This is a genomic window from Sphingomonas sp. 2SG (assembly GCF_005503285.1).
GTDB lineage: Bacteria > Pseudomonadota > Alphaproteobacteria > Sphingomonadales > Sphingomonadaceae > Sphingomonas > Sphingomonas taxi.
This window is the reverse complement of the sequence record NZ_SCMZ01000006.1, coordinates 1-25296: the sequence shown is the minus strand read 5'-3', so window position 1 is coordinate 25296 and position 25296 is coordinate 1. Positions and strand designations below refer to the sequence as shown.

The following is a 25296-nucleotide window of genomic DNA, read 5'->3' as shown; positions in this document are numbered from 1 at the left end:
TGGGTCCCGGCTTTCGCCGGGATGACGGAGAGGGGGGCCTTTGCAGACCGGACGTCATCCCCGCGCAGGCGGGTGCTTTCGCAGATGACCATTTGGCGTGTTGCGACAGAATTTACATTCCCGTCATGCCGGACTTGATCCGGCATTCCGCTTCTTCCCGCCGTCCGAAGAAGCGGGAGCCCGGCGCAAGGCCGGGGTGACGGAGCCGGGGCGGGGGCCGTGCGCGTCGCTGTCACGTCCGCGTCGCCTTGCGGTCGTTGGCCAGCGCGATGATCGCGGCGGCGGTTTCCTCGATCGAGCGGCGGGTGACGTCGATCACCGGCCAGCCGTTGTCGGCGAACATGCGGCGCGCATAAGCGATCTCGCGCGTCACCGCTTCCTCCTCGACATAGGGGGTGTCGGGCATCTGGTTGAGCGAGAGCAGGCGGTTGCGGCGGATCTGGATCAGCCGATCGGCGCTGGTGGTGAGGCCGACGACGAGCGGATTCTTCAGCGTGAACAGGATGCGCGGCGGCGGGCTCTCGACCACCACCGGGATGTTCGCGGTCTTCCAGCCGCGGTTGGCGAGATAGATCGAAGTCGGCGTCTTCGACGAGCGTGAGACGCCGGCGAGGACGATCTCCGCTTCCTCCCAATCCTCCGAGGCGATGCCGTCGTCGTGCGCGATCGTCCACTGGATCGCGTCGACGCGCGCGAAATAGGCGGCGTCGAGCACGTGTTGGCGACCGGGGCGCGCCTTGGCCTGCTGGCCGAGCAGACCGGACAAGGCGTCGTTGACCGGATCGAGCGGCGCCACCGCGGGCAGGCCGAGCGCGAGGCAGCGCTGTTCGAGGATGCGGCGCGTCGCGACGTTGACCAGCGTGAAGACCACCAGCCCCGGATTCTGCGCGATCTCCTGGAGGATGCGTTCGAGGTGCGCCTCGGTCCGCACCATCGGCCAGAAATGGCGGACCGTCTCGACGTCGTCATATTGGGCGAGCGCCGCCTTGGCGATGTTCTCCAGCGTCTCGCCGGTCGAGTCCGAGAGGAGGTGGAGGTGGAGGCGCATCATCGCGCGCTCCGGGGCAGACCTGTGGACAACATGGGCATAAGGGATAGGGCAAGTCGGCACCCCCGCCAAGCGACCCGGCGGCGGTGGACAACCCGCATTCCATCCACAATTGCGCACACAGGGCATGGTTTTATCCACAGGCTGTGGATCGTGTTGACGGCCTGCCCCGAATCCCCGGTGAATCCCCGATCCTTGCCGGTCAACCTGTGGGTGATTACGGGACGAAACGCTTTATCCCGCGTTCCACGTGCCAACCACTGCAACAATCTTTTCTAGATTCTTCTTAGATAGGAAGAAGGCCCTGTCCGATCCTGTGAACAAGCCGCTCCTTGCCGTCCTCAAGGGTGCGAAACCGTCGATGCCGCCGATGTGGCTCATGCGTCAGGCGGGGCGCTACCTTCCCGAGTATCGCGCGCTGCGGGCGGAGAAGGGCGGCTTCCTGGCGCTCGCCACCGATCCCGAGGCGGCGGCGGAAGTGACGGTGCAACCGATCCGGCGCTTCGGCTTCGACGGCGCCATCCTGTTCTCCGACATCCTGATGGTGCCCTGGGCGCTGGGCCAGGAGCTGACCTTCGGGCCGGGCGAGGGACCGCGGCTGACGCCACCACTCGTCGATCATGCGCTGGCGGCGCTGCAACGGGTGCCTGAGCGGCTCGAGCCGGTCTATGGGACCTGCGAGCGGGTGGCCGCCGCCTTGCCGCCCGAGACGACGTTTCTGGGCTTTGCGGGGTCACCGTGGACGGTGGCGACCTATATGGTCGCGGGCGCCGGGTCGAAGGACCAGGGCGAGACGCGCGGCTTCGCTTATGCCGACCCGGCGGCGTTCGATGCGATCATCGCTGCGATCGTGACGATGACGATCGACTATCTGGCGCGGCAGATCGCGGCGGGCGTCGAGGCGGTGCAGCTGTTCGACAGCTGGGCGGGGTCGCTGTCGCCGGCACAGTTCGAACGCTGGGTGATCGCCCCCAATGCGGCGATCGTCGCCGGCCTGCGCGCGCGCTGTCCGGAGGCGTGCATCATCGGCTTTCCCAAGGGCGCGGGCGGCAAGCTGCCGGCCTATGCCCGCGAGACCGGCGTCGATGCGATCGGGCTCGACGAGACGGTCGATCCGCTGTGGGCGGATGCGGTCCTGCCCGCGGGGCTGCCGGTGCAGGGCAATCTCGATCCACTGGCGCTGCTCGCCGGGGGGGCGGCGCTGGACGACGGGATCGACCGGGTGCTCGCGGCGTTCCGCGACCGGCCGCACGTCTTCAACCTGGGGCACGGCATCGGCCAGTTCACGCCGATCGCGCATGTCGAGCATCTGGTCGCGCGGGTGAGGGGATCGTGATGGAATTTTTGTCAGGCGCCTATCTGTGGATCGTGGCGGCGCATGTGATCTTCGTCATCTTCTGGATGGCGGGGCTGTTCATGCTGCCGCGCTATCTGGTCTATCATCAGGAGGCGCTGGTCGCCGGGCGGGCCGAGGAGGCGGCCTTGTGGGTCGAGCGGGAGAGCAAGCTGCGTGCGATCATCCTCACCCCGGCGATGATCGTGGTGTGGGTGCTCGGGCTGACGTTGGCGACCGTCGGCCAGCATTGGGGTGAGGGGTGGCTGCACGCCAAATTGCTCTTCGTGCTGGTGCTGTCGGGCTATCACGGCTGGGCGGTGGGCTATGCCAAGACGCTGGCGCGGGGCGTGATGAAGCTCGATGGCCGGCGGTTGCGGATGATCAACGAGGTGCCGGCGCTGGCCGGTGCGGTGATCGTCGTACTGGTGTTCGTAAAGCCTTTTTGATAATAGTTGATAGTGACCGGGGGTCGCGGGAGGCGGTAATGATCAGTGCGGATTTGGGGCAGCAGCTCGAGACGTTCGTCGCCGACCTAGTGCAGACCGGGCGGTATAATTCAAAGAGCGAGGTGCTGCGGGAAGGCGTGCGTCTCGTTCAGGAACGCGAAGCATGGCTTGCCGCCGTGCATGCGGGGATCAAGCGCGGCTTGCAGGATGCGGATGCGGGGCGGACCAAGCCTGCGGAAGAAGTCTTCGATCGGCTCGAGGCGAAATACCGCGCGATGCCGCCGATCGGGGAATGATTGTCCGGCTGAGTAGCTCGGCCGAGGACGACTTGGAGGATATCGGCGACTATATCGCGCGCGAAGATCCCAGGTCGGCGGTCGAACATGTCCGTGTGCTGAGAGCGAAGTGCATGGACTTGGCCTATTTTCCTCGTCGGTTTGCGCTGGTCGCTGGCCAGGAACCAGAAGGCGTCCGCCGTCGCGTCCATGGCAATTACGTGATCCTCTACCGTATCGATGACGCCGCAGTCGTTATCCTCCACATCGTTCACGGCGCTCGTGATTATGGCAGGCTGCTCTAAGCCCGCTTGACGAACCCCCTCCACGCTCTTACCTCCTGAACACGCGTAGAGCTGCCGTCCGGTGGTTCCGCGTTCCTCCTTGGCTATCGTCGCTGCGAGTCCTTCGCCGATTTGAGCCACTCCCCCGCTTACGCATTCGGATTATTCCATGCATCTTAGAGACTTGAAGAAAAAGACCCCCGCCGAGCTGGTCAGCATGGCCGAAGAGCTGGGGGTCGAGGGCGCCTCGACGCTGCGCAAGCAGGATCTGCTGTTCGCGATCCTGAAGGTGCAGGCCGAGAATGGCGACCAGATCATGGGCCTCGGCACGATCGAGGTCCTGCAGGACGGCTTCGGCTTCCTGCGCAGCCCAGAGGCCAATTACCTCGCCGGGCCGGACGACATCTACGTCTCGCCCAATCAGGTCCGCAAGCACGGCCTGCGCACCGGCGACACCGTCGAGGGCGAGATCCGCGCCCCCAAGGACGGCGAGCGCTATTTCGCGCTGACCAAGCTGACCAGCGTCAATTTCGACGATCCCGAGGCGGTCCGCCATCGCGTCAATTTCGACAACCTCACGCCGCTCTATCCGGAATCGAAGCTGACGCTCGACCCGGCCGATCCGACGCAGAAGGACAAGTCGGCGCGCGTCATCGACATCGTCTCGCCGCAGGGCAAGGGCCAGCGCACGCTGATCGTCGCGCCGCCGCGCGTCGGCAAGACGGTGATGCTCCAGAACATCGCGCGCGCGATCTCGGACAATCACCCCGAGGTGTTCCTGATCGTGCTGCTGATCGACGAGCGGCCCGAAGAGGTCACCGACATGCAGCGCAGCGTGAAGGGCGAAGTGGTGTCGTCGACTTTCGACGAGCCGGCGCAGCGCCACGTTCAGGTCGCCGAGATGGTGATCGAAAAGGCCAAGCGCCTCGTCGAGCACAAGAAGGACGTCGTGATCCTGCTCGACAGCATCACCCGCCTTGGCCGCGCCTACAACACCGTCGTGCCGTCGTCGGGCAAGGTGCTGACCGGCGGCGTCGACGCCAACGCCTTGCAGCGGCCCAAGCGCTTCTTCGGCGCGGCGCGCAACATCGAGGAGGGCGGCTCGCTCTCGATCATCGCCACTGCGCTGATCGACACCGGCAGCCGCATGGACGAGGTGATCTTCGAGGAGTTCAAGGGCACCGGCAATTCCGAGATCGTGCTCGACCGCAAGGTCGCGGACAAGCGCGTCTTCCCGGCGCTCGACGTCGGCAAGTCGGGCACCCGCAAGGAAGAACTGCTGGTCGACAAGGACAAGCTGTCGAAACAATGGGTGCTGCGCCGTATCCTCATGCAGATGGGGACGATCGACGCGATGGAGTTCCTGCTCGACAAGATGAAGAACTCGAAGACCAACGAGGATTTCTTCGACAGCATGAACCAGTAACCCTTGCGTTCGCCCCGTGCCGGTCGATCCTTCGGCCGGCGCGCGGGGCCCATCACGATAGCGCGACGCGCGGAAGCATGGCTTTCGCGCGTCGCTGCGTTATGGACCTATGATCAACCGGGAGTTTGAAACGTGTCCATCATCGCCATGCTGAGCGCCGCCGCCGCCAGCGGGCCGGGGTCTCCGGCCGAGATCTGGCAGCATATCCTCAACGACTTCTCCAATATCGGCTCCCCCGCCGCGCTCGCCGCCTTCATCCAGGTGCTGATGATCGACGTGGTGCTCGCCGGCGACAATGCGATCGTCGTCGGCGCGCTCGCTGCGGGCCTGCCGGTAGACCAGCGCAAGAAGGTGATCCTGATCGGGATCATGGCGGCGCTGGTGCTGCGCATCGTCTTCGCGCTGGCGGTGAGCTGGCTGCTCGGCGTGATCGGGCTGATCTTCGCGGGCGGCATCCTGCTGCTGTGGGTGGCGTGGAAGATGTGGCGCGAGCTGCGCGAGCATGGCAACGCCGGCTCGCCCGAAATCGATGGCGACGAGACGTCGGGGCTGAAGCCTGCCAAGAGCTTCGCCGCGGCGGCCTGGGCGGTGGCGGTCGCCGATGTCTCGATGAGCCTCGACAACGTGCTGGCGGTCGCCGGCGCGGCGCGCGAGCATCCCGGCATCCTGATCATCGGCCTGCTGCTGTCGGTGGCGATGATGGGGATAGCGGCGAACCTGATCGCCAAATATATCGAGCGCTATCGCTGGATCGCCTATGTCGGGCTTCTGGTGATCCTCTATGTCGCGGGCAAGATGATCTACGAAGGGGTCGTCGACCCGCAGGTCGGGGTGCTGACCTTGTTCTGATGCAGAAAGGGGGGCCGTCGAGCCCCCCTTTTTCGTTCTAGCGTCGGTAGACCGGCGTCGTCGCGTTCGTACCCTTCACAAGATTGATCGCGTTGTCGCAGCCCGATTCGTAGACGTAGCCTTCGCCGGATGCGATGATCTCATGATTGGCGGCCTTCAACCGCCAACGCCATTGCGCGCCCTGCTGATACTTTTCGAAATACATGCTTTTCCTCTCCTGGCGGCTCATCGACCGCCAGGAGAGAATAAGAAGTAAGATCAATGTTTCGCAGCGGCTTTCGTATCCAATTCGGCGCTATCGCGCGAGCTTAGCCGAGATGCTCCGCGAAGAAGGCGGCGGTGCGTTCGTCGGCGAGGCGGGCGGCGTCCTCGGAGCGGCGCTTGCCGAATTGCGCGGCGAAGCCGTGATCCTCTCCGGGGTAATCGTGGAGCGTCACCTTGGGATGGTCGTCGAGGCCGGCGTGCATCCGGGCCTGCGCGTCCTTGTCGACGAAATGATCCTCCTGCGGCACGTGGAGGAGGACGGGATTGGCGATGGCATGTTTCTCGCCGATCAGGCCGTCGATGCCGACGCCGTAATAGCCGACCGAGGCATCTACGTCGGTGCGGGCGGCGGTCATGAAGGCGAGGCGGCCGCCGAGGCAATAGCCGACCGCGCCGACCTTGGCGGTGAGCCCGGTGCCCGTCTGGGCGTCGTTGAGCATGGTCCGCGCGGTGCGGATCGTCGCTTCGATGTCGCGGACGCCGGCGTCCTGATCGAACTGGCCCATCAGCCCGAGCGCCTGCTGCATCTCGGCGGGGACGTCGGGATCGAGCTGGATGCCCGGCGCGATTTGCCAGAACAGGTCGGGGGCGAGGGCGAGATAGCCGTCGGCGGCGAAGGCGTCCGCCTTGGCGCGAATGCCGGCGTTGACGCCGAAAATCTCTTGGATGACGACGATCGCCGCGCGCGGCGTACCGACGGGTTCGGCGACGTAGACGTCGAAGCGGCCGCGGTCGTCGCGTGTCTCGATCTGGATGGTCTTGGTCATGGGGGTCCTCTCGCGCGTGGGAGCGCGCTGAGCTATGCAGCGGGGCTGAAGGCTGCTCAAGGGGCGACGCGTATGAAGCTAACGGTGAACGTGGATCTGACCCCGGAAGAGGCGCGGCGGGCGATGGGACTGCCCGATCTGACGCCCCTGCACGATCGCTATGTCGCGTCTTTGCTCGAAGCGATGAACGGACAGGTGCGGCCCGAACTGCTCGAGACGATGATGAAGAACTGGGCGCCGATGGGCGATGCCGGTCTGGCGATGTGGCGGCAGATGTTCGACCAGGCGACCGGCGGAGGGAAGACGGGCAATTGAGCGAGACGATCTTCGCGCTGTCGAGCGGTGCGGCGCCCGCGGGGATCGGCGTGATCCGGGTCAGCGGGGCGCATGCGTTCGCCGCAGTGGCGCGGATCGCGGGCAGCGTGCCACCGGCGCGGACCGCGCGGGTGCGCGCGTTGCGCGATGCGGAGGGCGCACTGCTCGACCGCGCGTTGGTGCTGACGTTTCCCGGGCCGGCGAGCGCGACCGGCGAGGACCTCGCCGAACTGCATTGTCATGGCGGGCGGGCGGTGATCGCGGCGGTGTTGCGCGCGCTCGGGGGGCAATCCGGATTGCGGCCGGCGCTGGCCGGCGAGTTTACCCGGCGGGCGCTGACCAACGGGCGGATCGATCTGGCGGAGGCGGCGGGCCTCGCCGACCTGCTGTCGGCGGATACCGAGCGGCAGCGGGTCGCGGCGCTCGCCGCGGCGGAAGGGATGGTCAGCCAGCGCGTGCGCGGCTGGCTCGACCGGTTGGCGATGCTCGCCGCAGTGACCGAGGCGCAGCTCGACTTCGCCGATGAGGACGATGTCGGCACCGATCAGATGGGTGCGGTGCGCGAAGGGCTGGCGAACCTTGCGGCGGACCTGCGCGGCGTGCTTGCGATGCCGCCGGTCGAGCGCTTGCGCGATGGCGTACAGGTCGTGCTCGCCGGACCGCCAAACAGCGGCAAGTCGACGCTGATCAATCTGCTCAGTCAGCGCGAGGTCGCGATCGTCTCGGCGATCGCTGGCACGACGCGCGACCGGATCGAGGCGACGGTGACGCGGGCCGGCCTCGTCTATGTGCTGACCGATACCGCGGGGCTGACAGAGAGCGCCGATCCCATCGAGCGGATAGGGGTGGAACGCGCGGCAGGAGCGATCGTGCGCGCCGACCTGTTGCTGTGGCTCGGCGATGATACGCCACCGCGCGCGGACGCGATCTGGGTGCAGGCGCGGAGCGATGCGCCGGGGCGGGGGGCGATCGTCGAAGCGGACGTTGCCGTGGCGCAGTCCGATGTAGCGAGCGTTGAGCGGCTCTGGGAGATGATCGCGGCACGGGCGGAGGCGTTGATGCCGCGGGGGGATGCGGTCGCTTTCCGGGAAAGCGAGCGGGCGGCCTGTACGGCGGCGCTGGCGGCGATCGAGCGGGACGAGGCGGATGCCTTGATCGTCGCGGAGCAGCTGCGGCTGGCGATACGGGCGCTAGGCGGGATACTCGGGATCGACGCGACGGAGGTGATGCTCGACACGTTATTCGGGCGCTTCTGCATCGGGAAATGATGTTCCACGTGGAACGTCGTGATCGATAGCGGGGTTAGCGCGGGTGCCGCAGAGGGACCTTCGTGGGTGAATGTTCCACGTGAAACATAGAATTGGCGCCCAAATGTCGTGTTCCACGTGGAACACTTTTGACCTCCGGTCTCTGCTCGCATAGGCGAACGACATGTATGACGTGATCGTCGTTGGCGGTGGCCACGCCGGAACCGAAGCCGCCGCGGCTGCCGCGCGGCGGGGCGCCCGGACCCTTCTCCTCAGTCATGACCGCAATCAGATCGGTGCGATGTCGTGCAATCCCGCGATCGGTGGCCTCGGCAAGGGGCATATCGTCCGTGAGGTCGATGCCTTCGACGGGCTGATCGGGCGGGCGGCCGATGCCGCGGCGATCCATTATCGGATGCTCAACCGCAGCAAGGGCGCAGCGGTGCAGGGGCCGCGGGTGCAGGCCGATCGCCGGCGCTATGCTGCGGTGATCCAGCGGATGCTCGGCTCGCTCCCGATGCTGACGATCGCCGAGGGGGATGTCGACGCGCTGAGTCTCAACGGCGCGCGCATCGATGGTGTCCTGCTGGGTGACGGCACCCGCATCTGTGGCAGGACGGTGGTGCTGGCCACGGGTACGTTCCTCGGCGGGCGCATGTTCCGTGGCGACGAGCGACACGAGGGCGGCCGGATCGGCGAGCGGCCGGCGCGCAAGCTCGCCGAGCAATTACGCGCGCTGGCATTGCCGCTCAGCCGGTTGAAGACCGGGACGCCGCCGCGGCTCGACGGGCGGACGATCGATTGGGCGCAGCTCGAGGAACAGCGGTCGGACGTCCAGCCCTGGACGATGTCGCCGATGACCGAGCGCCGGCTGCTGCCGCAGATCGCCTGCGCGGTGACGCGGACGAGCGCGGCGACGCACGACCTGATCCGTGGCGGGCTCGACCGGTCGCCGCTGTTCGGCGGTGCGATCGAAGGGCAGGGGCCGCGCTACTGTCCCTCGATCGAGGACAAGGTGCATCGCTTCGGCGACCGTGACGGGCATCAGGTGTTCCTCGAACCCGAGGGGCTGGACGATACCACCGTCTATCCCAACGGCCTGTCGACCTCGCTGCCGACCGACGTGCAGGCGGCGATGATCCACAGCATCGCCGGGCTGGAGCGGGCGCGGATCACCATGCCCGGCTATGCGGTGGAATATGATTACCTCGACCCGCGGGCGCTCGATGCGACGCTGGCGCTGGCGGCGATCCCCGGCGTCTATTGCGCGGGCCAGCTCAATGGCACGACGGGCTATGAGGAGGCGGCGGGGCAGGGGCTCGTCGCCGGCCTCAATGCCGCGGCCACGGCTTGCGATCTGGCGCCGTGCGTGCTCGACCGCGCGTCGAGCTATACCGGCGTCATGATCGACGATCTTGTCCTGCAAGGCGTCACCGAGCCATATCGGATGCTGACCGCGCGCGCGGAATATCGGCTGTCGTTGCGCGCCGACAATGCCGAGACGCGGCTTGGTCCGATTGCCGAGACGCTCGGGTGCCTCGGTGACGAGCGGCTGGCGCAGCAGCGTCGCCGGGGGGAGGCAAAAGCGGCGGTGCGTGACGCGCTGACGCAGACGGTCACCGCCGCTGGGATTGCGGCGGCGGGCGTCCATGTCGCGCAGGATGGCAGTCGTCGCAGCCTGTACGAATGGCTGCGGATGGGCGAGCTCGATCTCGATCGCGTAGCGCCGGGGGTGCGGCAGATGGCACCGGCGGCGATCGTCGACGAGGTCGTCGAGGATGCGCGCTATGCTCCCTATATCGAGCGACAGGCGGAGGAGGTCGCGCGGATGCGCCGCGACGAGGCGGTGCCCCTCGCGGCGGAGCTGGATTATACGGCGATCCCCGGATTGTCGAACGAGATGATCGACCGGCTTGGCAAGGCGCGTCCGGCGTCGCTCGGCGCGGCGGCGCGGGTGCGCGGCGTAACGCCCGCGGCGCTGTCGGCGATCTATCTTTATGCGCAGCGGCGGGCGGCATGACCGAGGATGACGCACGGGCCTTGTTCGTCGATCGGTTCGGCGAGACCAAGACCGCACAGGTGGCGACCTTCCTCGACCTCGTTCGCGAAGAGAACGAACTCCAGAATTTGATCTCGCCGGCGAGCGTCGCGTCCATCTGGGCGCGGCACGGGGTGGATTCGGCGCAGTTATTGTTCCACGTGAAACACTCGGGTGGGTCGTGGCTCGATATCGGGACCGGCGGTGGTTTCCCCGGAATGGTGGTCGCGATCTTGCGCGACGATCCGGTGACGATGGTTGAACCGCGCAAGAAGCGGGCGGCGTTCCTGCAAGCGTGTGTCGAGCGGCTTGAGTTGCATCATGCCACCGTTTCGGCGGCCAAGGTCGAGGGGATCGAAGGGCGGTTCGCGATAATCTCGGCACGCGCGGTCGCATCGGTAGAAAAGCTTTTGCAAGCGGCGGAGCATTGCGCCACACCAGCAACACGCTGGATCCTCCCCCGCGGACGGATCGAGGCCGAAGAATTGGCCCGTCTACAGCGTGACCGAACTAGAGTGTTTCACGTGGAACATAGTTTGACCGATCCTCAATCCTCGATCCTGATCGTGGATCGCAACCAAGGACGCGCGCGATGACCTGTATTGCGGTGGCCAATCAGAAGGGCGGCGTGGGCAAGACCACCAGTGCGATCAACCTCGCCACCGCTCTGTCGGCGACGGGCAAGACCGTATTGCTGATCGACCTCGATCCGCAGGGCAATGCCTCGACCGGGCTCGGGATCAGCCAGGCGCAGCGCGGCCGCTCGAGCTATCACGTGCTGATCGGCGAGGCCGAGATCGGCGACACGGTGATCACCACCAAAGTACCGCGGCTCGATCTGGTGCCCGCGACGCAGGATTTGTCGGGAGCGGAGATCGAGCTGGTCGAGTTCGAGCACCGGACGCATCGTCTCGATCGCGCGCTCGCGCAGACCAAGGACCGCTGGGACATCGTGCTGATCGATTGTCCACCGTCGCTGGGGCTGCTGACGATCAACGCGATGGTCGCCGCGGACAAATTGCTGGTGCCGCTGCAATGCGAATTCTTCGCGCTGGAGGGGCTGTCGCAATTGCTGACCACCGTCGAGCGCATCCGCGAGCGGTTCAATCCCGGTCTGGCGATCCTCGGCGTCGCGCTGACGATGTACGATCGCCGTAACCGGCTGACCGAGCAGGTGTCGGCCGACGTGCGTGCGGTGCTGGGGCAGGTGGTGTTCGATACGGTGATTCCGCGCAACGTCCGCCTGTCGGAGGCGCCGAGCCACGGGCTGCCGGCGCTGATCTACGATTATCGCTGTTCGGGGTCGCAGGCCTATATCGATCTCGCGCGCGAGCTGATCGCGCGTCTGCCGCAGCCTCCCGCAACCGCGGCGGCGGCATGAGCGATGCGGCGAAGCGCAGCCGGCCCGCGGGGCTCGGCCGTGGCCTGAGCGCGCTGCTCGGCGAGATGGCGAGCGAGGCCCCGGTCAGCCCCGGTGCCGAGGGCAAGGTCCCGTCGGGCGTGCGCATGTTGCCGGTGAGCGCGCTGACTCCGCATCCCGGCCAGCCGCGGCGCCATTTCGACGATGCGCTGCTCGACGAGCTGGCGGCGTCGATCGCGTCGCGCGGGCTGATCCAGCCGATCGTCGTGCGACCGCATGGCCACGATTATCAGATCGTCGCGGGCGAGCGGCGCTGGCGGGCGGCGCAGCGTGCGCGGCTGCACGAGGTGCCCGTCGTCGTTCGCGACTTCGACGATGCGCAGACGCTCGAAATCGCGCTGATCGAGAACATCCAGCGCCAGGATCTCAATGCGATCGAAGAGGCGCAGGCCTATCAGCGGCTTGCCGGCGAATATGGCCATACGCAGGAGGCGCTCGCCAAGATCGTCCACAAGTCGCGCAGCCACGTCGCTAACCTATTGAGATTGTTGGAATTACCCGAGGCGGTGCAGGATCGGGTGACCGATGGCTCGTTGTCGATGGGGCATGCGCGCGCGTTGCTCGGATCGCGCGACGTCGAGATGCTCGCCGAACAGGTGGTGGCGCGCGGCCTGTCGGTGCGCGAGACCGAAAAGCTCGCCAAGGGCGCCAAGCTGGAGCGGGCAGGGGGCATTCGCGACCGTTCGCCGGCACCCGCACCGGACGCGGACATCGCGGCGCTGGAACGGCAATTGTCCGATCTGCTCGGGCTGCACGTCCGCATCGCGCATAGCGAGAAGGGCGGGACGATCACGCTGACCTATTCGACGCTCGATCAGCTCGACATGGTCTGCCAGCGGCTGACCGGGGATTCGATCTGATGATCCTGCGCAGCGACGAACAGGACGATCTGCCGACCGCGGCGGGTGGGACGATGCGGGTGCATTGGTTCCGGCCGGCGGGGGAGGGGCGGTTCCCCGGGCTGGTGCTCTATTCGGAGATCTATCAGGTCACCGACCCGATCCGGCGGCTGGCGGCGTTCTTCGCCGGCCATGGCTATGTCGTCGCGGTGCCCGAGGTTTATCACGAGTATGAGGCGCCGGGGACGGTGTTGCGCTACGATGCCGAAGGAACCGCGCGCGGCAACGATCTCAAGGTCACCAAGCCGGTCGCGGCCTTCGATGCCGATGCAGCGTTGGTGCTGGATGCGTTGGCCGGGCATCCGGCCTGTTCGGGGCGGCTGGGGACGGTCGGCGTCTGTCTCGGCGGGCATCTCGCCTATCGCGCGGCGCTCGACCCGCGGGTGAGCGCGGCGGCGTTTTTCTATCCGACCGATATCCATTCGGGTCTGTTGGGCGCCGGGCGGTCGGACGACAGCCTCGCGCGGATGGCGGAGTTGCGCGCCGAGACGCTGTTCGTGTTCGGGCGGCAGGACCCGCATGTGCCCTTCGCCGGGCGCGAGACGATCCGGGCGCGGCTCGAGGCGGTCGGCGCGACCTACGAATGGCATGAGGTGAACGGACAGCATGCCTTCCTGCGCGACGAGGGGCCGCGCTACGATCCGGCGTTGTTCGTCGCGGCGACGGGCTGGGCCTTGGCGCTGTTCGGGCGGGTGCTGCGCTAGGATCCCGCGGGGGCTAACCCCGGCGTTCGACGCCCCGCGTCAGCTCGGTCAGCGCGTGATCCGCCAGCACGCTGCCGGCATTGCCGCTCGCCATGATCGCGCGTTCGGCGTGGCGGACGCGGGTGAGCGCGGTGGCGAGCATCGCCGGCGTCCAGCGGCGCAGCGCCTGTGCGGTGGCGGCTTCCTCCTTGAAGAAGATGCGGTGGCGTTTGAAGACGGTGTCCTGCGTCGCGCCGGCGTCGATCTCCGCCTTCATCTCGGCGAGCGTCATCAGCCGCCGGGCGAGCAGGCGCAGCCAGGGGATGGGGGAGGTGCCCGCCTCGCCCAACCGGCCGAGTTCGGCGCCGAGCGCGGCGGTATGGCCGGTGACGACCGCCTCGACCACCTGCGTCATCTCCGCCTCGCCGAGATCGGCACCGATCGCGTCGAGCGCGGCGTCGTCGAGGTCGTGCGGGCGATCGGGGGCGGCGTCGAGGAACAGCGCCACTTTCTCGATCTCGCGTGACAGCACCGCGCGATCGCCGCCACAGGTCGCTGCGAGCCGTGCCGCGGCGCTGTTGGTCGGGCGCAGGCCCTGGTCGCGCGCCATCACCGCCGCCAGCCGTTCGAGATCGGCGGCGCTCGGTTCATAAGCGGCGAAGGCCATTGCACGGCGGGAGTCGATCGCCAGTTTGACGATCTTGGCGGTCGACTTGACCGTGGGCGCAAGCGCAACCACCGGGTTGCCGGCATGATCCGCCGCGAGCAGTGCGGTGAATGCGTCGAGGCATTCCTCGCCCGCCGGCGAAACGCGGATATGCCGCGCACCGCCGAACAACGACATCGACGCCGCCTCGTCGGACAGGCGCGCCGGGTCGGAGCGGAGCGTCGCACCGTCGAGATCGATGCGTTCCGCCTCCGGCCCCATCGCCTTGGCGAACAAGGCGGCGAGTTCGGCGGTCGCCGAGCCGTCCGGCCCGTGCAGCAGATACAGGCGGATATCGGGCGAGGGGCGTTCGAGCGCGGACCTTATGTCGCGCGCATTGGCTTTCATCGTGCCGGGCGGCTGCGCGCGTAGACGGCGACGCGCGCGACGATCTGGTCGGCGACGATGCCGGCGAGCCGTTCGAGCGCGGTATTCTCCGCCGCGATCGTCGCATATTCGGACTGGACGACGTCGATGCCCGCGTCCGACCCGGCGGTGTCGTCGAGCAGCACGCTGCCGTCGGCGAGGTTCACCAGCTGGAAGCGCGCGCGCAAGGTGCGGCGTTCGCGAGTGACGCTGTCGTCGCGGCGCACGCCGAAGCCGGCGATCTTGTCGTCGAGCCGCACGTCGAGCCGATATTGCGGCGTGCCGCCGGCGGCGAGCCGGTCGCGCAGCGCGTTGCTCATCAGCCAGCCCGATTTGCCGTCGATCGGCGTCACCTCGATATGCGCGAGCGTGCCGGCGACGGCGCCGCCCGACCCGCCGCTGTAGAGCGGGCGCAGGCCGCAACCCGAAACGAGCAGCGCGAGCGGCGCGAGGAGCAGGATGGTCCTGATCGAAGCCTTGGTCATGCGACGATGTTCACGAGGCGTCCGGGCACGACGATCACCTTCCTGGGGGGCTTGCCGTCGAGCAGGCGCGCGATCTTGTCGGCGGCGAGCGCGGCGGCCTCGATATCCTCGCGAGCCATGTCCTTGGGCAAAGTCAGCGTGTCGCGCAGCTTGCCGTTGACCTGCACCGCGATCGTCACTTCGTCCTCGACGAGCAATTTGGGGTCGACCTCGGGCCAGGCGGCGTCGGCGATCAGTCCGTCAAAGCCCTTGGCGGCCCAGGCTTCCTCGGCGACATGCGGCACCATCGGCGCGACCAGCAGCATCAGCGTGTAGATCGCATTGCTGCGCGACGCGCTCGGCTCCGCGCGTTCGATCGCGGTGCAGAGTTCGTACAGCTTGGCGACCGCCTTGTTGAAGGCGAGCGCCTCGATGTCCTGTTCGATGCCGAGGATCGTCTGGTGCAGCTTGCGGTCGAGCGCGACGTCGCCGCCCCCGCCGGGGGCCGCGCCGTCGTCGCCGTCGAACAGCCGCCACAACCGCTGGATGAAGCGCCACGCGCCCTCGATCCCCGATTCGCTCCACGGCAGGTCGCGCTCGGGCGGCGAATCGGACAGCATGAACCAGCGCGTCGCATCGGCACCGTAACGATCGACGATCGGCTCGGGATCGACGGTGTTCTTCTTCGACTTCGACATCTTCTCGACGCGGCCGACGGTGACCGGCTGGCCGGTGGCGACCTCGAGCCCGTCGCGGACGTCATCAGGGGAGAGCCAGCGGTTGTCGGCCGATTTGTACGTCTCGTGCGTCACCATGCCCTGCGTGAACAGGCCGGTGAACGGCTCGGCGATATCGAGCTGCCCCATATGCTTGAGCGCGCGCGTCCAGAAGCGTGCGTAGAGCAGGTGGAGGATCGCATGCTCGACCCCGCCGATATACTGGCCGACCGGCAGCCAGCTCTCTGCGACCGCACGATCGAACGGCCGGTCCTTGGGCTGGCTGGCGAAGCGGATGAAATACCACGACGAATCCGCGAAGGTATCGAGCGTGTCGGTCTCGCGCACCGCCGGCTTGCCGCACGCCGGGCAATCGACGTGCTTCCACGCCTGATGCCGGTCGAGCGGGTTGCCGGGGACGGTGAAGGACACGTCCTCGGGCAGCACGACGGGAAGCTGGTCCTTGGGGACCGGCTGCACGCCGCATGCCTCGCAATGGATGATCGGGATCGGCGTGCCCCAATAGCGCTGGCGGCTGACGCCCCAGTCGCGCAGGCGATAGACGGTCGAGCCCTTGCCCCAGCCGCCCGCCTCGGCACGGCGGATCACCTCGCGCTTGGCGTCCTCGACATCCATGCCGTCGAGGAAGTGCGAGTTCACCAAAGCGCCGGGGCCGGTATAGGCCTCGTCCCCGGTGAAGACGGGATCGGTCCGGTCGCCGTCGGAGACGACGCGCTGCACGGGGATGCCGTATTTGCGCGCGAAGTCGAGATCGCGCTGGTCGTGCGCGGGGACGCCCATCACCGCGCCGGTGCCGTAATCCATCAGCACGAAATTGGCGATGTAGATCGGCAACCGGCGGGTTGTATCGAACGGATGTGCGGCGGTGAGGCCGGTGTCGAAGCCGAGCTTCTCCTGCGTCTCCAGTTCGGCGGCGGTGGTGCCGCCCTGCTTGCAGCGCTCGATGAACGCCGCGACCTCGGGCCGCTCGGCGATCGATTGCGCGATCGGGTGATCCGCGGCGACCGCGACGAAGCTCGCGCCGAAGATCGTGTCGGGGCGGGTCGAGAAGACCTCGACCGTGCCGCCGTCCGACACCGCGAAGCCGAAGGTCAGCCCCTGGCTCTTGCCGATCCAGTTCTCCTGCATCAGCTTGACCTTGTCGGGCCAGTGTTCGAGCTTGCCGAGACCCTCGATCAGCTCGTCGGCGAAGTCGGTGATCTTGAGGAACCACTGGCTGAGCTTGCGCTTCTCGACCAGCGCGCCCGAACGCCAGCCGCGCCCGTCGATCACCTGTTCGTTGGCGAGGACGGTCATGTCGACCGGGTCCCAATTGACCGCCGATTCCTTGCGATAGACCAGCCCGGCGGCGAACATGTCCAGGAACAGCGCCTGTTCGTGGCCGTAATAATCGGGTTCGCAGGTGGCGAGTTCGCGGCTCCAGTCGAGCGCGAAGCCGAGCCGCTTCAGCTGGGCCTTCATCGTCGCGATATTCTCGCGCGTCCAGCTGCCGGGATGGACCTGCTTTTCCATCGCCGCATTTTCGGCGGGCATGCCGAACGCATCCCAGCCCATCGGGTGGAGCACTTCATAGCCGCGCATGCGGCGGAAGCGCGCGAGCACGTCGCCCATCGTGTAATTGCGCACGTGCCCCATGTGGATGCGCCCCGACGGATAGGGGAACATCTCGAGCACGTAGCTCTGCGGCTTGCCGCTATCGTCGCGGGCGGCAAAGGTCTGGCGGTCGTCCCAGACCTTCTGCCAGGTCGAGTCCGCTTGCAGCGCGTTGAAACGCGTAACCATGGTCTGGATTAGCCCGCGATGGACGCGCGGCGCAGATCGCGGGCCCGGGTGAGGATGACGTCTTCGAGCTTCTGCGTGGTCGCGGCGGCGACGGGGGCGGAGACCCACTGACCGTTGCGGTTGACCTCGCGCAGCGCCGCGACGCGGACCGCATCGGCGCGCAGATCCTGGTCGAGGATCGAGACGGTCACCTTCATCCGCTCGGTCGGCACCTGCGGGTTGACGTACCAGTCGGTGACGATGACGCCGCCGTTGGAATCGGTCTGGACCAGCGGCATGAACGACAGCGTGTCGAGGCTCGCGCGCCACAGATAGGCGTTGACGCCGATCGTCGTCACCTTCGACGCGGCGAGATCGGTCTTGGCGACGGCGTTGCCACCGCGGCCGCCGCAAGCGGCGAGCGGCAGCGCAATGGCGGCGACCATGAGGGCGGTGCGCAACGAGCGGATCATGGGCGTAACTGTCCTGCGATAAAAAGGGCGCTTTTCGCTCTATAGATGCAGGGGGGGACCCGCAAGCGACGCGTCGTGACCGCGATGGGACCGCGATCTGTGGGACTAATGCAACAGTCGGGGGAAATGATGCATCGGACGATCAAGGTTCCATATTGGTGTGGGCCTGAATCGTGTTAGGCGCGTTGCAGCGGGAGTCGAGGGGACTGCTAGTGTTTGCCAAGCGTGCCATGGGGCGTGCAGTGACTGGAGTGATGACGGCGACGCTCTGCGTTACCGCTATCATGGTCGCGCCCGCTTTCGGCGCCAGCGAACGCCCCGCCCCCGCGAAGCGGCCGATGGTGTCGCGCTTCGCCGGCTCTTTCACGCCCGCCGCCGCCGATCCGCGGCTCGCCGCGGCGATCGCGCGCGGTGGCCTCGACGAGGCCGATTTCCGCTTCACGCCCGCCGAGGCGCAGCAGGACAAGCGCGCGGTGACCGTCGCGGTCCGTGCCCGCTCGACGCGCACCGCCTTTGCCGACGCCGGTCGCAGCAGCGCCGTGACCGCACCGACGGTGGGCATCCAGCCGATTGCCTATAACCTCGGCGTATCGGTGGGCTGGAAGCGGTTTGCGGTGTCGGGTGCGGTCAACCGCATCGATCTGGGGCCGATCCCGGGCAGCCGCGAATCGACCGACGTCGCGGTCAGCTATCGTGCGGGTCGCGCGAGCAGCCGTCTGGTCGCGGTGGCCGACCGGCCGCTGGAGAATACGCCCAAGCTGACGCAGGAGCTGCCGAGCTATTCGGTCGACGTCAGCAGCTCCTATTCGCTGACGCGCAATCTCGATGTGACCGCCGGCATGCGCTATCGCTCGGATCGCGAGCGGCTGGCGCGGCTCGACGACGATCGGCGTGACAGCCAGTCGGTCTACGTCGGGACGGCGTTCCGCTTCTGACCTGATGCATGAACGGACCGGCTGGTCCGATCGTGATCCGCGCGGGGCGATCAGCCGGCCGTCAGCCCGTCGATCGCCGCCCAGCCGTCGAATCCGTATTGCCGCAGCCTGAGCCAGTGCGCCGCCGTCATTCCCCCCAGAGCGACGCGCTGGCCGCTGCCGCCCTGCGCCAGCGCCACGGCGCGTCGCACGCCGAGCGGCGTCGCACCCGGATGCGACCGCGTCGCATGGACCGGCGAGACGAACAGCCACGTCGCCCCCGCGCGCCGCGCCGCAACCGCCTGCCGCCGATCATGGACCGGATGGGTCGCCGCACACGGCCCGCCATGCGCGGGCGCGCCTGGTAGGCCACCACCGGCGGTGATCCGCAGACCGCGCGCCTGTGCCAGCCGCCGCACCCGCAGGAACAGCCGGTGCCGTTCGCCCCGCGACAGGCCGTAATGCCGGAACACCACGCCCGCGCCGGGCGGCAGCGCGCGCAGCGTCGCGAACAACGCATCGTCGATCCGCGGATCGGTCATCAGCCAGGCGTGGCGGCGGGGATCGATATTGCGGTTCAGATTGGCCACCACGTCGCTATAGGGCGCGCATGACCGCCGCCACCAGCCCGCTCGACCACGTCACCGCCGGTATCGCGCACGCCGCCCGCCTCGCAGGCCGCGAACCCGCCGACGTCACGCTGATCGCCGTGTCCAAGACGCATGACGCCGAGACGATCCGGCCGCTGCTCGACGCGGGCCAGCGCGTGTTCGGCGAGAATCGGGTGCAGGAGGCCGCCGCCAAATGGCCGGCGCTGCGCGACGCCTATCCCGGCGTCGCGCTGCACCTGATCGGCCAGCTCCAGTCGAACAAGGCGGAGGAAGCGGTGGCGCTGTTCGATGCGATCCATGCGGTCGACCGACCCTCGCTGGTCGACGCGCTCGGCAAGGCGATGGCGAAGGCCGGGCGGCGGCCCGATTGCTTCCTGCAGGTCAATATCGGCGCCGAGGAGCAGAAGGGCGGCTGCGCGATCGCCGATCTGCCGGCGCTGCTCGATCAGGCGCGCGCCGCCGGGCTGCCGGTGGCCGGGTTGATGTGCATCCCCCCCGCCGAGGTCGAACCGGCGCCCTATTTCGCGTTGCTCGCCAGACTGGCGCGCGAGGCGGGGCTTGAGGGGCTCAGCATGGGGATGTCGTCGGATTACGAGACCGCGGTGACGCTCGGCGCCACCCACGTGCGGGTGGGCAGCGCCTTGTTCGGCGCACGGGGAGACAAGGCATGACGTTCAAGGGCTTGTTGTTCGACTTCGACGGGGTGCTGATCGAGAGCGAATATGCCGGCAATCGCCAGATCGCCGAATGGCTGAGCGCGGCGGGGCATCCGACCACGCCGGAACAGTCGATGGCCAATTTCATGGGACTGGCCGGCGCCGACTTCCGTGCCGCGGTCGAAGGCTGGATCGGCGGCCCGCTGCCCGACAGCTTCACCGCCGCGCGCCAGGCGGAGGACGCGCGCGCGATGGCCGAGGGGATCGATGCGGTCGCCGGGGCGGTGGCGTTCGTCCGGTCGCTGCCCGCCGATCTGCCGCGCGCGGTGGTGTCGTCGAGCCCGACCGCGTGGATCCGCCGTCATCTCGACCATATCGGCCTGTCGGACGCGTTCGGCGACCATATCTACAGCGGCCGCGAGCATGTCACGAAAGGCAAGCCGGCGCCCGATCTCTATTGGTATGGCGCGAGGGCGATCGGCGTCGACATCGCCGATTGCGCGATCCTCGAGGATTCGCCGGTCGGTGCGACCGGCGCGGTGGCATCGGGCGGCTATGTCGTCGGCCTGTGCGCGGGGACGCATTGCGGCATCGGCCATGACGCGCGGCTGCGCGCGCTCGGCGTGGATGCGGTGGCGTCCGACTTCGGCGAGGTGGCGCGGTTGCTGGGGCTGCAAGGCTGAGGGCGGTGCGCCCCGTCGTGCTTCGACTGGCTCGGCACGAACGGTTAAATCAGCACCCAACCGAACCCACCGGGGAGATCAGAACTTCGGTCCCGCCACCTGCGCGCGTGCCTTCTTGGGGGTGTCCTTAAACAGCGCGATCATCGTCGGGTTGCGCGAATCGCGCAGCGCATAGGCGCGTGCCGACATGCCGGCGAGATTGTCCGTCTGGTCGGGATCGGCGCCCTTGGCGAGCAGCTTGCGCGCGATCGGCTCGTTGCGCGCATTGACCGCGACGATCAGCGGCGTCTGGCCCGAGCTGTTGGCGAGGTTGATGTTGGCATTGTAGGTCAGCAGCAGATCGACCAGATCCTCGCGCCCCGCCTGCGCCGCGAGGACCAGCGGCGTATTGCCCTTGCCGTCGCGGATGTTGGGGTCGGCCTTATGCTGCAGCAGATACTGCATGTAGAGGCTGCCGGAATGGCCGACGAGGATGTGCAGCGCGCCCTTGCCGGTGGTCACCGCCTTGGTGTTGATGATCGTGCTGCCCGGCGTCTCGATCATCGTCGTGACCTCCTTGCCGTCCTCCTTCTCGATCGCGGAGAGGAATTTGTAGCTCTCCGACTGCTGCTGCGCCGCAGCCGGCACGGCGATGGTGGAGAGCGCGAGCGCGAGAAGAAGGCGCGAACGGTTCATGGCGGGGTCCCTGACGACGAAAGCTTGCAGCCCTGCCGGTAACAGATCAGAGCTGGCGCGGTCATGAACATTCTGCGTCTCGCCCCGCTCGCCGCCGTTGCGCTGGTCGCCTGTCACGCCGCGCCGCAGGAGTCGCCGCCGCTCGCAGGTGCCCGGATCGGCGGCCCGTTCACGCTGGTGGACCAGGACGGGCGGACCGTCAGCGATCGCGATTTCGCGGGCAAATACCGCATCATGTATTTCGGCTACACCTTCTGCCCCGACGTCTGCCCGACCGACGCGGCGGCGATCGGCAAGGCGATGGCGGAACTCGACGGCACCGATGCCGATCTCGCCCGCCGCATCGTGCCGATCTTCGTCACCGTCGATCCCGAGCGCGACACGCCCAAGGTGCTCAAGAGCTTCACCGCCGCCTTCCACCCGCGCATGGTCGGGCTGACCGGCACGCCGGCGCAGATCGCCGCGGTCTCGAAGGCGTATGGCGTCTATGCCGGCAAGGGCGCGATGCAGCCGGGCGGCGGCTATCTGGTGAACCACAGCCGCACCACCTATCTGATGGACGCGGACGGCAAGCCGCTTGCGCTGCTGCCGACCGAGCAGGGGCCGCATGCCGTGGCCGCCGAGATCAAGCGCTGGGCGAAATGAGCAAATTCTGGGAGTTGCCGATCGAGCAGCTCGACCGCGGCCAATGGGAAGCCTTGTGCGACGGCTGCGGCAAATGCTGCATCCACAAGCTGGAGGACGAGGAGACGGGCGAGATCGTCCCGACCAACGTTGCCTGCCGCCTGCTCGACCGGCGCAGCGGCTTCTGTTCGGACTATAAGCACCGTCACGCCTATGTCCCCGAATGCGTGCGGCTGACCGCGGGCAACGTCCGCGGCATCGACTGGCTGCCGTCGACCTGCGCCTATCGGCTGCGCGCGGCGGGCGAGCCGCTGCGCGACTGGCATTATCTCATCAGCGGGGATCGCGAATCGGTGCATGCCGCCGGCATTTCGGTGCGCGGCTGGACGGTGAGCGAGGACGATGTCGGCGATATGGAGAACCATATCGTCGAACGCGAATTGTGAGCGAGCCGTTCGAGGTCGTGCGGCACCCGACCGCGCGGCGCATCCGCCTGTCGCTCGATCCGGCGAGCGGGCGGGCACGGCTGGTGGTGCCCAAGCGCGCGGCGTTGAAGCCGGCGCTCGCCTGGGCGCAGGGCAAGACCGAATGGATCGCGCAGCAGCGCGCGCGTTTGCCGCAGCCGCGCCCGTTCGTGCCCGGCATGGCGATGACCGTCGCCGACCAAGTGCTGACGATCGGCTGGCAACCGGGCAGCCGCCGCCGCGTCGAGGTGGACGGCGACATCCTGTCGCTCTCCGGCCCGCTCGACACGTTGCCGCGGCGGGTGGAGACGTGGCTCAAACGGCAGGCGCTCGATTTGCTCACCCGCGAGACCGCGGACTATGCCGCCAAGGCCGGCGTTACCGTCGCGCGCGTCGCGATCGGCGATGCCCGCGGCCGCTGGGGCAGCTGCGCGCACGATGGTGCGATCCGCTACAGCTGGCGGCTGATCCTCGCGCCCGGCTGGGTCCGCCGCGCGACGGTGGCGCATGAGGTCGCGCATCGTGTCCATATGAACCATGCGCCGGTGTTCCACGCATTGGTCGCGCGCCTGTATGGCGAAGACCCGACTCCGGCACGCGCTTGGCTGCGCGACCATGGCGCGGCGCTTCACTGGGTCGGGCGGTCGTCCTGAAGCGGGCGGGGCGGCTGGCGGTTCGCTGGGGCCCCGTCACGGCGATCGTCGCGTAGCGGCTGGCGCGCCGGTGCGGCGGGGTCGCGGCGGTCGTCGTGCGGCGCATCGCGGCCGGTGACGCGGTCGATGAGATCGTCGAGCTGCTGCGGCGCGCTGTCCTGCGGACGGATGCTCTGCTCGTCCTGCTGCTGCTGCTCGTCGCGCGGCGCCTGCGCGACCGGATTGCCGTCTTCGTCGACCATCGCCCCGCCATTGTCGGGCTGGCCGAAATAGGTCTCCTCGTCGGGCTCGAGCTGCCATTCGGGCAGCGTCACCTGCGTCTCGAACTGCTCGATCGGCCGATTGGCAGTGGCCGGCTTCATGAAGGCGGCGAAGGCGCGCGCCGGCGCGGTGCCGCCGTGCAGGCCGGCGATCGGCCGCGCATCGTCGCGTCCCATCCAGACGCCGGTGGTGAGTCCGCTGGAGAAGCCGAGGAACCAGCCGTCCTTGAGCGAGGTGGTCGTACCGGTCTTGCCCGCGACCGGGCGACCGATCTGCGCGGCGCGGCCGGTGCCGGTGTTGACCGCGGTCTGCAACAGGTCGGTCATCTCCGCCGCGACATAGGGCGCGACCAGCACGTGGCTGCGGTCGACCTCATGCGTGTAGATCGTCTGGCCGTTGGCGGTGACGCGGGTGATGCCATAAGGCGTCACCGCGACGCCCTTGGCGGCGACGCTGGCGAAGGCGCGGGTCATGTCGATCAGCCGCACGTCGGAGGTGCCGAGCACCATCGCCGGATGCGTGTTGATCGGCGTGGTGATGCCGAAGCGGCGCGCCATGTCGGCGATCGTGGTGAAGCCGACCTCCTGACCCAGTTTCGCCGCGACGGTGTTGAGCGAGAAGGCGAAGGCGGTGCGCAACGTCACCGGCCCGGAGTTGCGACGCGAATCGTTGCGCGGGCTCCAGCCGTTGATCGTGACGGGTTCGTCGACGATCGAGTCCTCGGGCTTGTGACCCGCTTCCAGCGCGGCGAGATAGACGAACAATTTGAACGCCGATCCCGGCTGGCGCTGCGCCTGCGTCGCGCGATTGTAGATCGACGAGACGTAATCCTTGCCGCCGACCATCGCCTTCACCGCGCCGTCGCGGTCGAGGCTGACCAAGGCACCCTGCGCACCGTCGGGCGCGTTGGCGCGGATCGCGGCATCGGCATCGCGCTGCATGCCGAGATCCAGCGTCGTCCACACGTCGAGCGGCGCCTGCGTCTCGTCGATCAGCGTGTCGAGCTGCGGCAGCGCCCAGTCGGTGAAATAGCGCGCGCTGTTCTGCCGGGGTTCGGGGGCGAGGCGCAGCGCCTGCGGATCGGCTTCGCTCGCCTGTTCGCGGGTGATCGAACCGTGACGGACCATCGCGTCGAGCACGACGCCGGCGCGGCCGACCGCGGCCTGCGCATCGGCGGTCGGCGAATAATTGGATGGTGCCTTGACCAGCCCGGCGATCACCGCCGCCTCGGCGAGGTTGAGCGTGTTGGCGCCATGGCCGAAGAATTTGCGCGACGCGGCGTCGATGCCATAGGCGCCGCCGCCGTAATAGACCTTGTTGAGGTACAGTTCGAGCACCTGGTCCTTGCTGAACTTGCGTTCGAGCGCGAGCGCCAGGATCCACTCACGGAACTTGCGGCCGAACTTCTTCTGGTTGTTGAGGAAGACGTTGCGCGCGAGCTGCTGGGTGATGGTCGAGCCGCCCTGGATCCAGCGCCCGCGCTCGTAGCGGATCAGCACCGACCGTGCGATGCCGAGCGGATCGACGCCGGGGTGGCTGTAGAAGCGGCGATCCTCGACCGCGACGGTCGCCTCGCGCATCACCCGCGGGATGCTGTCATAGGACAGCCATTCGCCGTAGCTCGGCCCCATCGAGACGATGACGCTGCCGTCGGCGGCATGGACGCGGATCATCTGGCCGTTGGGCGAGGATTTCAGCTCCTCGAAGCTCGGCAATTGCGAGCGCGCGACATAGACTGCGATGGCGAGCGCGCCGAACGCCAGTACGACGAGCGCCACCGCGATCTGCGCGGACAGGACGAGCCGCCGGCGCCATGGCGAGCGGCGGGCAGGAGCGGAGCGGGGGGTGCGCGCACGGGCCATGAAGACTTGCGCGATTACCGGATGACCGCGGTGCCGACAAGCGGGCGGGGCGATGTTTCGCGCCGGTATGGGGGCGCGAAACATCGCCC

The 25296-nt window shown here is 67.9% G+C and carries 29 protein-coding genes; 19 read left to right on the top strand and 10 right to left on the bottom strand.

Annotated features, from left to right (window positions below):
• Window positions 1–232: 232 nt before the first annotated feature.
• A complete protein-coding gene (locus tag FFS23_RS04245) occupies window positions 233–1051 on the bottom strand; it encodes a pyruvate, water dikinase regulatory protein (protein WP_038664630.1) in 819 nt (272 codons plus the stop codon).
• A gap of 313 nt (window positions 1052–1364) precedes the next feature.
• On the opposite strand from FFS23_RS04245, the gene hemE reads away from it, so the two are divergent.
• The 6 genes from hemE to FFS23_RS04215 all read left to right on the top strand — a co-directional run bounded on the left by hemE (window position 1365) and on the right by FFS23_RS04215 (window position 5664).
• The gene (gene hemE, locus FFS23_RS04240; protein ID WP_137897584.1) at window positions 1365–2384 is read left to right on the top strand and encodes a uroporphyrinogen decarboxylase; all 1020 of its coding nucleotides are present in this window, start codon (window positions 1365–1367) and stop codon (window positions 2382–2384) included.
• On the top strand, window positions 2384–2830 hold the full coding sequence (locus FFS23_RS04235) for a CopD family protein (protein ID WP_137897583.1): 447 nt from the start codon (window positions 2384–2386) through the stop codon (window positions 2828–2830). Before hemE ends, FFS23_RS04235 begins: the two co-directional genes overlap by 1 nt.
• A gap of 38 nt (window positions 2831–2868) precedes the next feature.
• Window positions 2869–3126 (top strand): type II toxin-antitoxin system ParD family antitoxin, encoded by a 258-nt coding sequence (locus tag FFS23_RS04230; protein WP_137897582.1) that lies wholly within the window; start codon window positions 2869–2871, stop codon window positions 3124–3126.
• The gene (locus tag FFS23_RS04225; protein WP_038664637.1) at window positions 3123–3410 is read left to right on the top strand and encodes a type II toxin-antitoxin system RelE/ParE family toxin; all 288 of its coding nucleotides are present in this window, start codon (window positions 3123–3125) and stop codon (window positions 3408–3410) included. Before FFS23_RS04230 ends, FFS23_RS04225 begins: the two co-directional genes overlap by 4 nt.
• Window positions 3411–3558: 148 nt before the next feature.
• Window positions 3559–4815: a transcription termination factor Rho gene (gene rho / locus FFS23_RS04220; protein WP_038664639.1), complete on the top strand. Its 1257-nt coding sequence runs from the start codon at window positions 3559–3561 to the stop codon at window positions 4813–4815.
• A gap of 147 nt (window positions 4816–4962) precedes the next feature.
• Window positions 4963–5664, top strand: coding sequence for a TerC family protein (locus FFS23_RS04215; RefSeq protein ID WP_171009351.1), 702 nt, complete (start codon window positions 4963–4965; stop codon window positions 5662–5664).
• 37 nt (window positions 5665–5701) lie between these two features.
• Here FFS23_RS04215 and FFS23_RS04210 read toward each other — a convergent pair whose 3' ends face one another.
• Entirely contained in the window at window positions 5702–5869 is a 168-nt protein-coding gene (locus tag FFS23_RS04210; RefSeq protein WP_137897647.1) for a YegP family protein, read from the bottom strand.
• A 103-nt stretch (window positions 5870–5972) separates the two neighbouring features.
• Window positions 5973–6695 carry a dienelactone hydrolase family protein gene (locus tag FFS23_RS04205; protein ID WP_137897580.1) on the bottom strand — a complete coding sequence of 241 codons (723 nt, stop codon included), beginning with the start codon at window positions 6693–6695 and terminating at the stop codon, window positions 5973–5975.
• Between the two features lie 72 nt (window positions 6696–6767).
• Here FFS23_RS04205 and FFS23_RS04200 point away from each other — a divergent pair, with 72 nt between their 5' ends.
• From FFS23_RS04200 to FFS23_RS04170, 7 genes are all read left to right on the top strand, one after another.
• On the top strand, window positions 6768–7010 hold the full coding sequence (locus FFS23_RS04200) for a DUF6489 family protein (protein ID WP_038664647.1): 243 nt from the start codon (window positions 6768–6770) through the stop codon (window positions 7008–7010).
• Window positions 7007–8278 carry a tRNA uridine-5-carboxymethylaminomethyl(34) synthesis GTPase MnmE gene (mnmE, locus tag FFS23_RS04195; protein WP_137897579.1) on the top strand — a complete coding sequence of 424 codons (1272 nt, stop codon included), beginning with the start codon at window positions 7007–7009 and terminating at the stop codon, window positions 8276–8278. Before FFS23_RS04200 ends, mnmE begins: the two co-directional genes overlap by 4 nt.
• Before the next feature lie 163 nt (window positions 8279–8441).
• Window positions 8442–10277, top strand: a complete 1836-nt coding sequence (mnmG, locus tag FFS23_RS04190) for a tRNA uridine-5-carboxymethylaminomethyl(34) synthesis enzyme MnmG (RefSeq protein ID WP_137897578.1) — start codon at window positions 8442–8444, stop codon at window positions 10275–10277.
• Window positions 10274–10891, top strand: coding sequence for a 16S rRNA (guanine(527)-N(7))-methyltransferase RsmG (gene rsmG / locus FFS23_RS04185; RefSeq protein WP_137897577.1), 618 nt, complete (start codon window positions 10274–10276; stop codon window positions 10889–10891). The genes mnmG and rsmG overlap by 4 nt, the downstream gene beginning before the upstream one ends.
• The gene (locus FFS23_RS04180; RefSeq protein ID WP_038664658.1) at window positions 10888–11676 is read left to right on the top strand and encodes a ParA family protein; all 789 of its coding nucleotides are present in this window, start codon (window positions 10888–10890) and stop codon (window positions 11674–11676) included. Before rsmG ends, FFS23_RS04180 begins: the two co-directional genes overlap by 4 nt.
• Complete coding sequence (locus FFS23_RS04175) at window positions 11673–12575, top strand: ParB/RepB/Spo0J family partition protein (protein WP_137897576.1); 903 nt, start codon at window positions 11673–11675, stop codon at window positions 12573–12575. The genes FFS23_RS04180 and FFS23_RS04175 overlap by 4 nt, the downstream gene beginning before the upstream one ends.
• A complete protein-coding gene (locus FFS23_RS04170; protein ID WP_137897575.1) occupies window positions 12575–13318 on the top strand; it encodes a dienelactone hydrolase family protein in 744 nt (247 codons plus the stop codon). The genes FFS23_RS04175 and FFS23_RS04170 overlap by 1 nt, the downstream gene beginning before the upstream one ends.
• Window positions 13319–13331: 13 nt before the next feature.
• Here the strand turns inward: FFS23_RS04170 and holA are convergent, their stop codons facing one another.
• Genes holA through FFS23_RS04150 form a run of 4 tightly spaced genes read right to left on the bottom strand, consistent with a single transcriptional unit; the run spans window position 13332 to window position 17804 of the window.
• Window positions 13332–14351: a DNA polymerase III subunit delta gene (gene holA / locus FFS23_RS04165; protein ID WP_137897574.1), complete on the bottom strand. Its 1020-nt coding sequence runs from the start codon at window positions 14349–14351 to the stop codon at window positions 13332–13334.
• A complete protein-coding gene (gene lptE, locus FFS23_RS04160) occupies window positions 14348–14854 on the bottom strand; it encodes an LPS assembly lipoprotein LptE (protein WP_137897573.1) in 507 nt (168 codons plus the stop codon). The genes holA and lptE overlap by 4 nt, the downstream gene beginning before the upstream one ends.
• Window positions 14851–17352 carry a leucine--tRNA ligase gene (gene leuS, locus FFS23_RS04155; RefSeq protein ID WP_137897572.1) on the bottom strand — a complete coding sequence of 834 codons (2502 nt, stop codon included), beginning with the start codon at window positions 17350–17352 and terminating at the stop codon, window positions 14851–14853. Before leuS ends, lptE begins: the two co-directional genes overlap by 4 nt.
• 8 nt (window positions 17353–17360) lie before the next feature.
• On the bottom strand, window positions 17361–17804 hold the full coding sequence (locus FFS23_RS04150) for a DUF3576 domain-containing protein (RefSeq protein WP_038664675.1): 444 nt from the start codon (window positions 17802–17804) through the stop codon (window positions 17361–17363).
• Between the two features lie 284 nt (window positions 17805–18088).
• On the opposite strand from FFS23_RS04150, the gene FFS23_RS04145 reads away from it, so the two are divergent.
• Window positions 18089–18739, top strand: coding sequence for a hypothetical protein (locus tag FFS23_RS04145; RefSeq protein WP_249340513.1), 651 nt, complete (start codon window positions 18089–18091; stop codon window positions 18737–18739).
• Between the two features lie 50 nt (window positions 18740–18789).
• Here FFS23_RS04145 and FFS23_RS04140 read toward each other — a convergent pair whose 3' ends face one another.
• Window positions 18790–19308, bottom strand: a complete 519-nt coding sequence (locus tag FFS23_RS04140; protein ID WP_349303947.1) for a thiamine phosphate synthase — start codon at window positions 19306–19308, stop codon at window positions 18790–18792.
• A 20-nt stretch (window positions 19309–19328) separates the two neighbouring features.
• Here FFS23_RS04140 and FFS23_RS04135 point away from each other — a divergent pair, with 20 nt between their 5' ends.
• A complete protein-coding gene (locus tag FFS23_RS04135; protein ID WP_137897569.1) occupies window positions 19329–20000 on the top strand; it encodes a YggS family pyridoxal phosphate-dependent enzyme in 672 nt (223 codons plus the stop codon).
• A complete protein-coding gene (locus FFS23_RS04130) occupies window positions 19997–20668 on the top strand; it encodes an HAD family hydrolase (protein WP_137897568.1) in 672 nt (223 codons plus the stop codon). Before FFS23_RS04135 ends, FFS23_RS04130 begins: the two co-directional genes overlap by 4 nt.
• Before the next feature lie 78 nt (window positions 20669–20746).
• Here the strand turns inward: FFS23_RS04130 and FFS23_RS04125 are convergent, their stop codons facing one another.
• A complete protein-coding gene (locus tag FFS23_RS04125; RefSeq protein ID WP_137897567.1) occupies window positions 20747–21343 on the bottom strand; it encodes an ankyrin repeat domain-containing protein in 597 nt (198 codons plus the stop codon).
• Window positions 21344–21406: 63 nt separating this feature from the next.
• Here FFS23_RS04125 and FFS23_RS04120 point away from each other — a divergent pair, with 63 nt between their 5' ends.
• From FFS23_RS04120 to FFS23_RS04110, 3 genes are read left to right on the top strand one after another with little or no spacing between them, the layout of a single operon-like run.
• Window positions 21407–21988: an SCO family protein gene (locus FFS23_RS04120; RefSeq protein WP_137897566.1), complete on the top strand. Its 582-nt coding sequence runs from the start codon at window positions 21407–21409 to the stop codon at window positions 21986–21988.
• Complete coding sequence (locus FFS23_RS04115) at window positions 21985–22413, top strand: YcgN family cysteine cluster protein (protein WP_038664698.1); 429 nt, start codon at window positions 21985–21987, stop codon at window positions 22411–22413. Before FFS23_RS04120 ends, FFS23_RS04115 begins: the two co-directional genes overlap by 4 nt.
• A complete protein-coding gene (locus tag FFS23_RS04110) occupies window positions 22410–23084 on the top strand; it encodes a M48 family metallopeptidase (protein WP_137897565.1) in 675 nt (224 codons plus the stop codon). The genes FFS23_RS04115 and FFS23_RS04110 overlap by 4 nt, the downstream gene beginning before the upstream one ends.
• On the opposite strand, the gene FFS23_RS04105 is transcribed toward FFS23_RS04110, so the two are convergent.
• Window positions 23060–25207, bottom strand: a complete 2148-nt coding sequence (locus tag FFS23_RS04105) for a transglycosylase domain-containing protein (protein ID WP_137897564.1) — start codon at window positions 25205–25207, stop codon at window positions 23060–23062. The two genes, FFS23_RS04110 and FFS23_RS04105, sit on opposite strands and share 25 nt — an antisense overlap.
• Window positions 25208–25296: the final 89 nt, after the last annotated feature.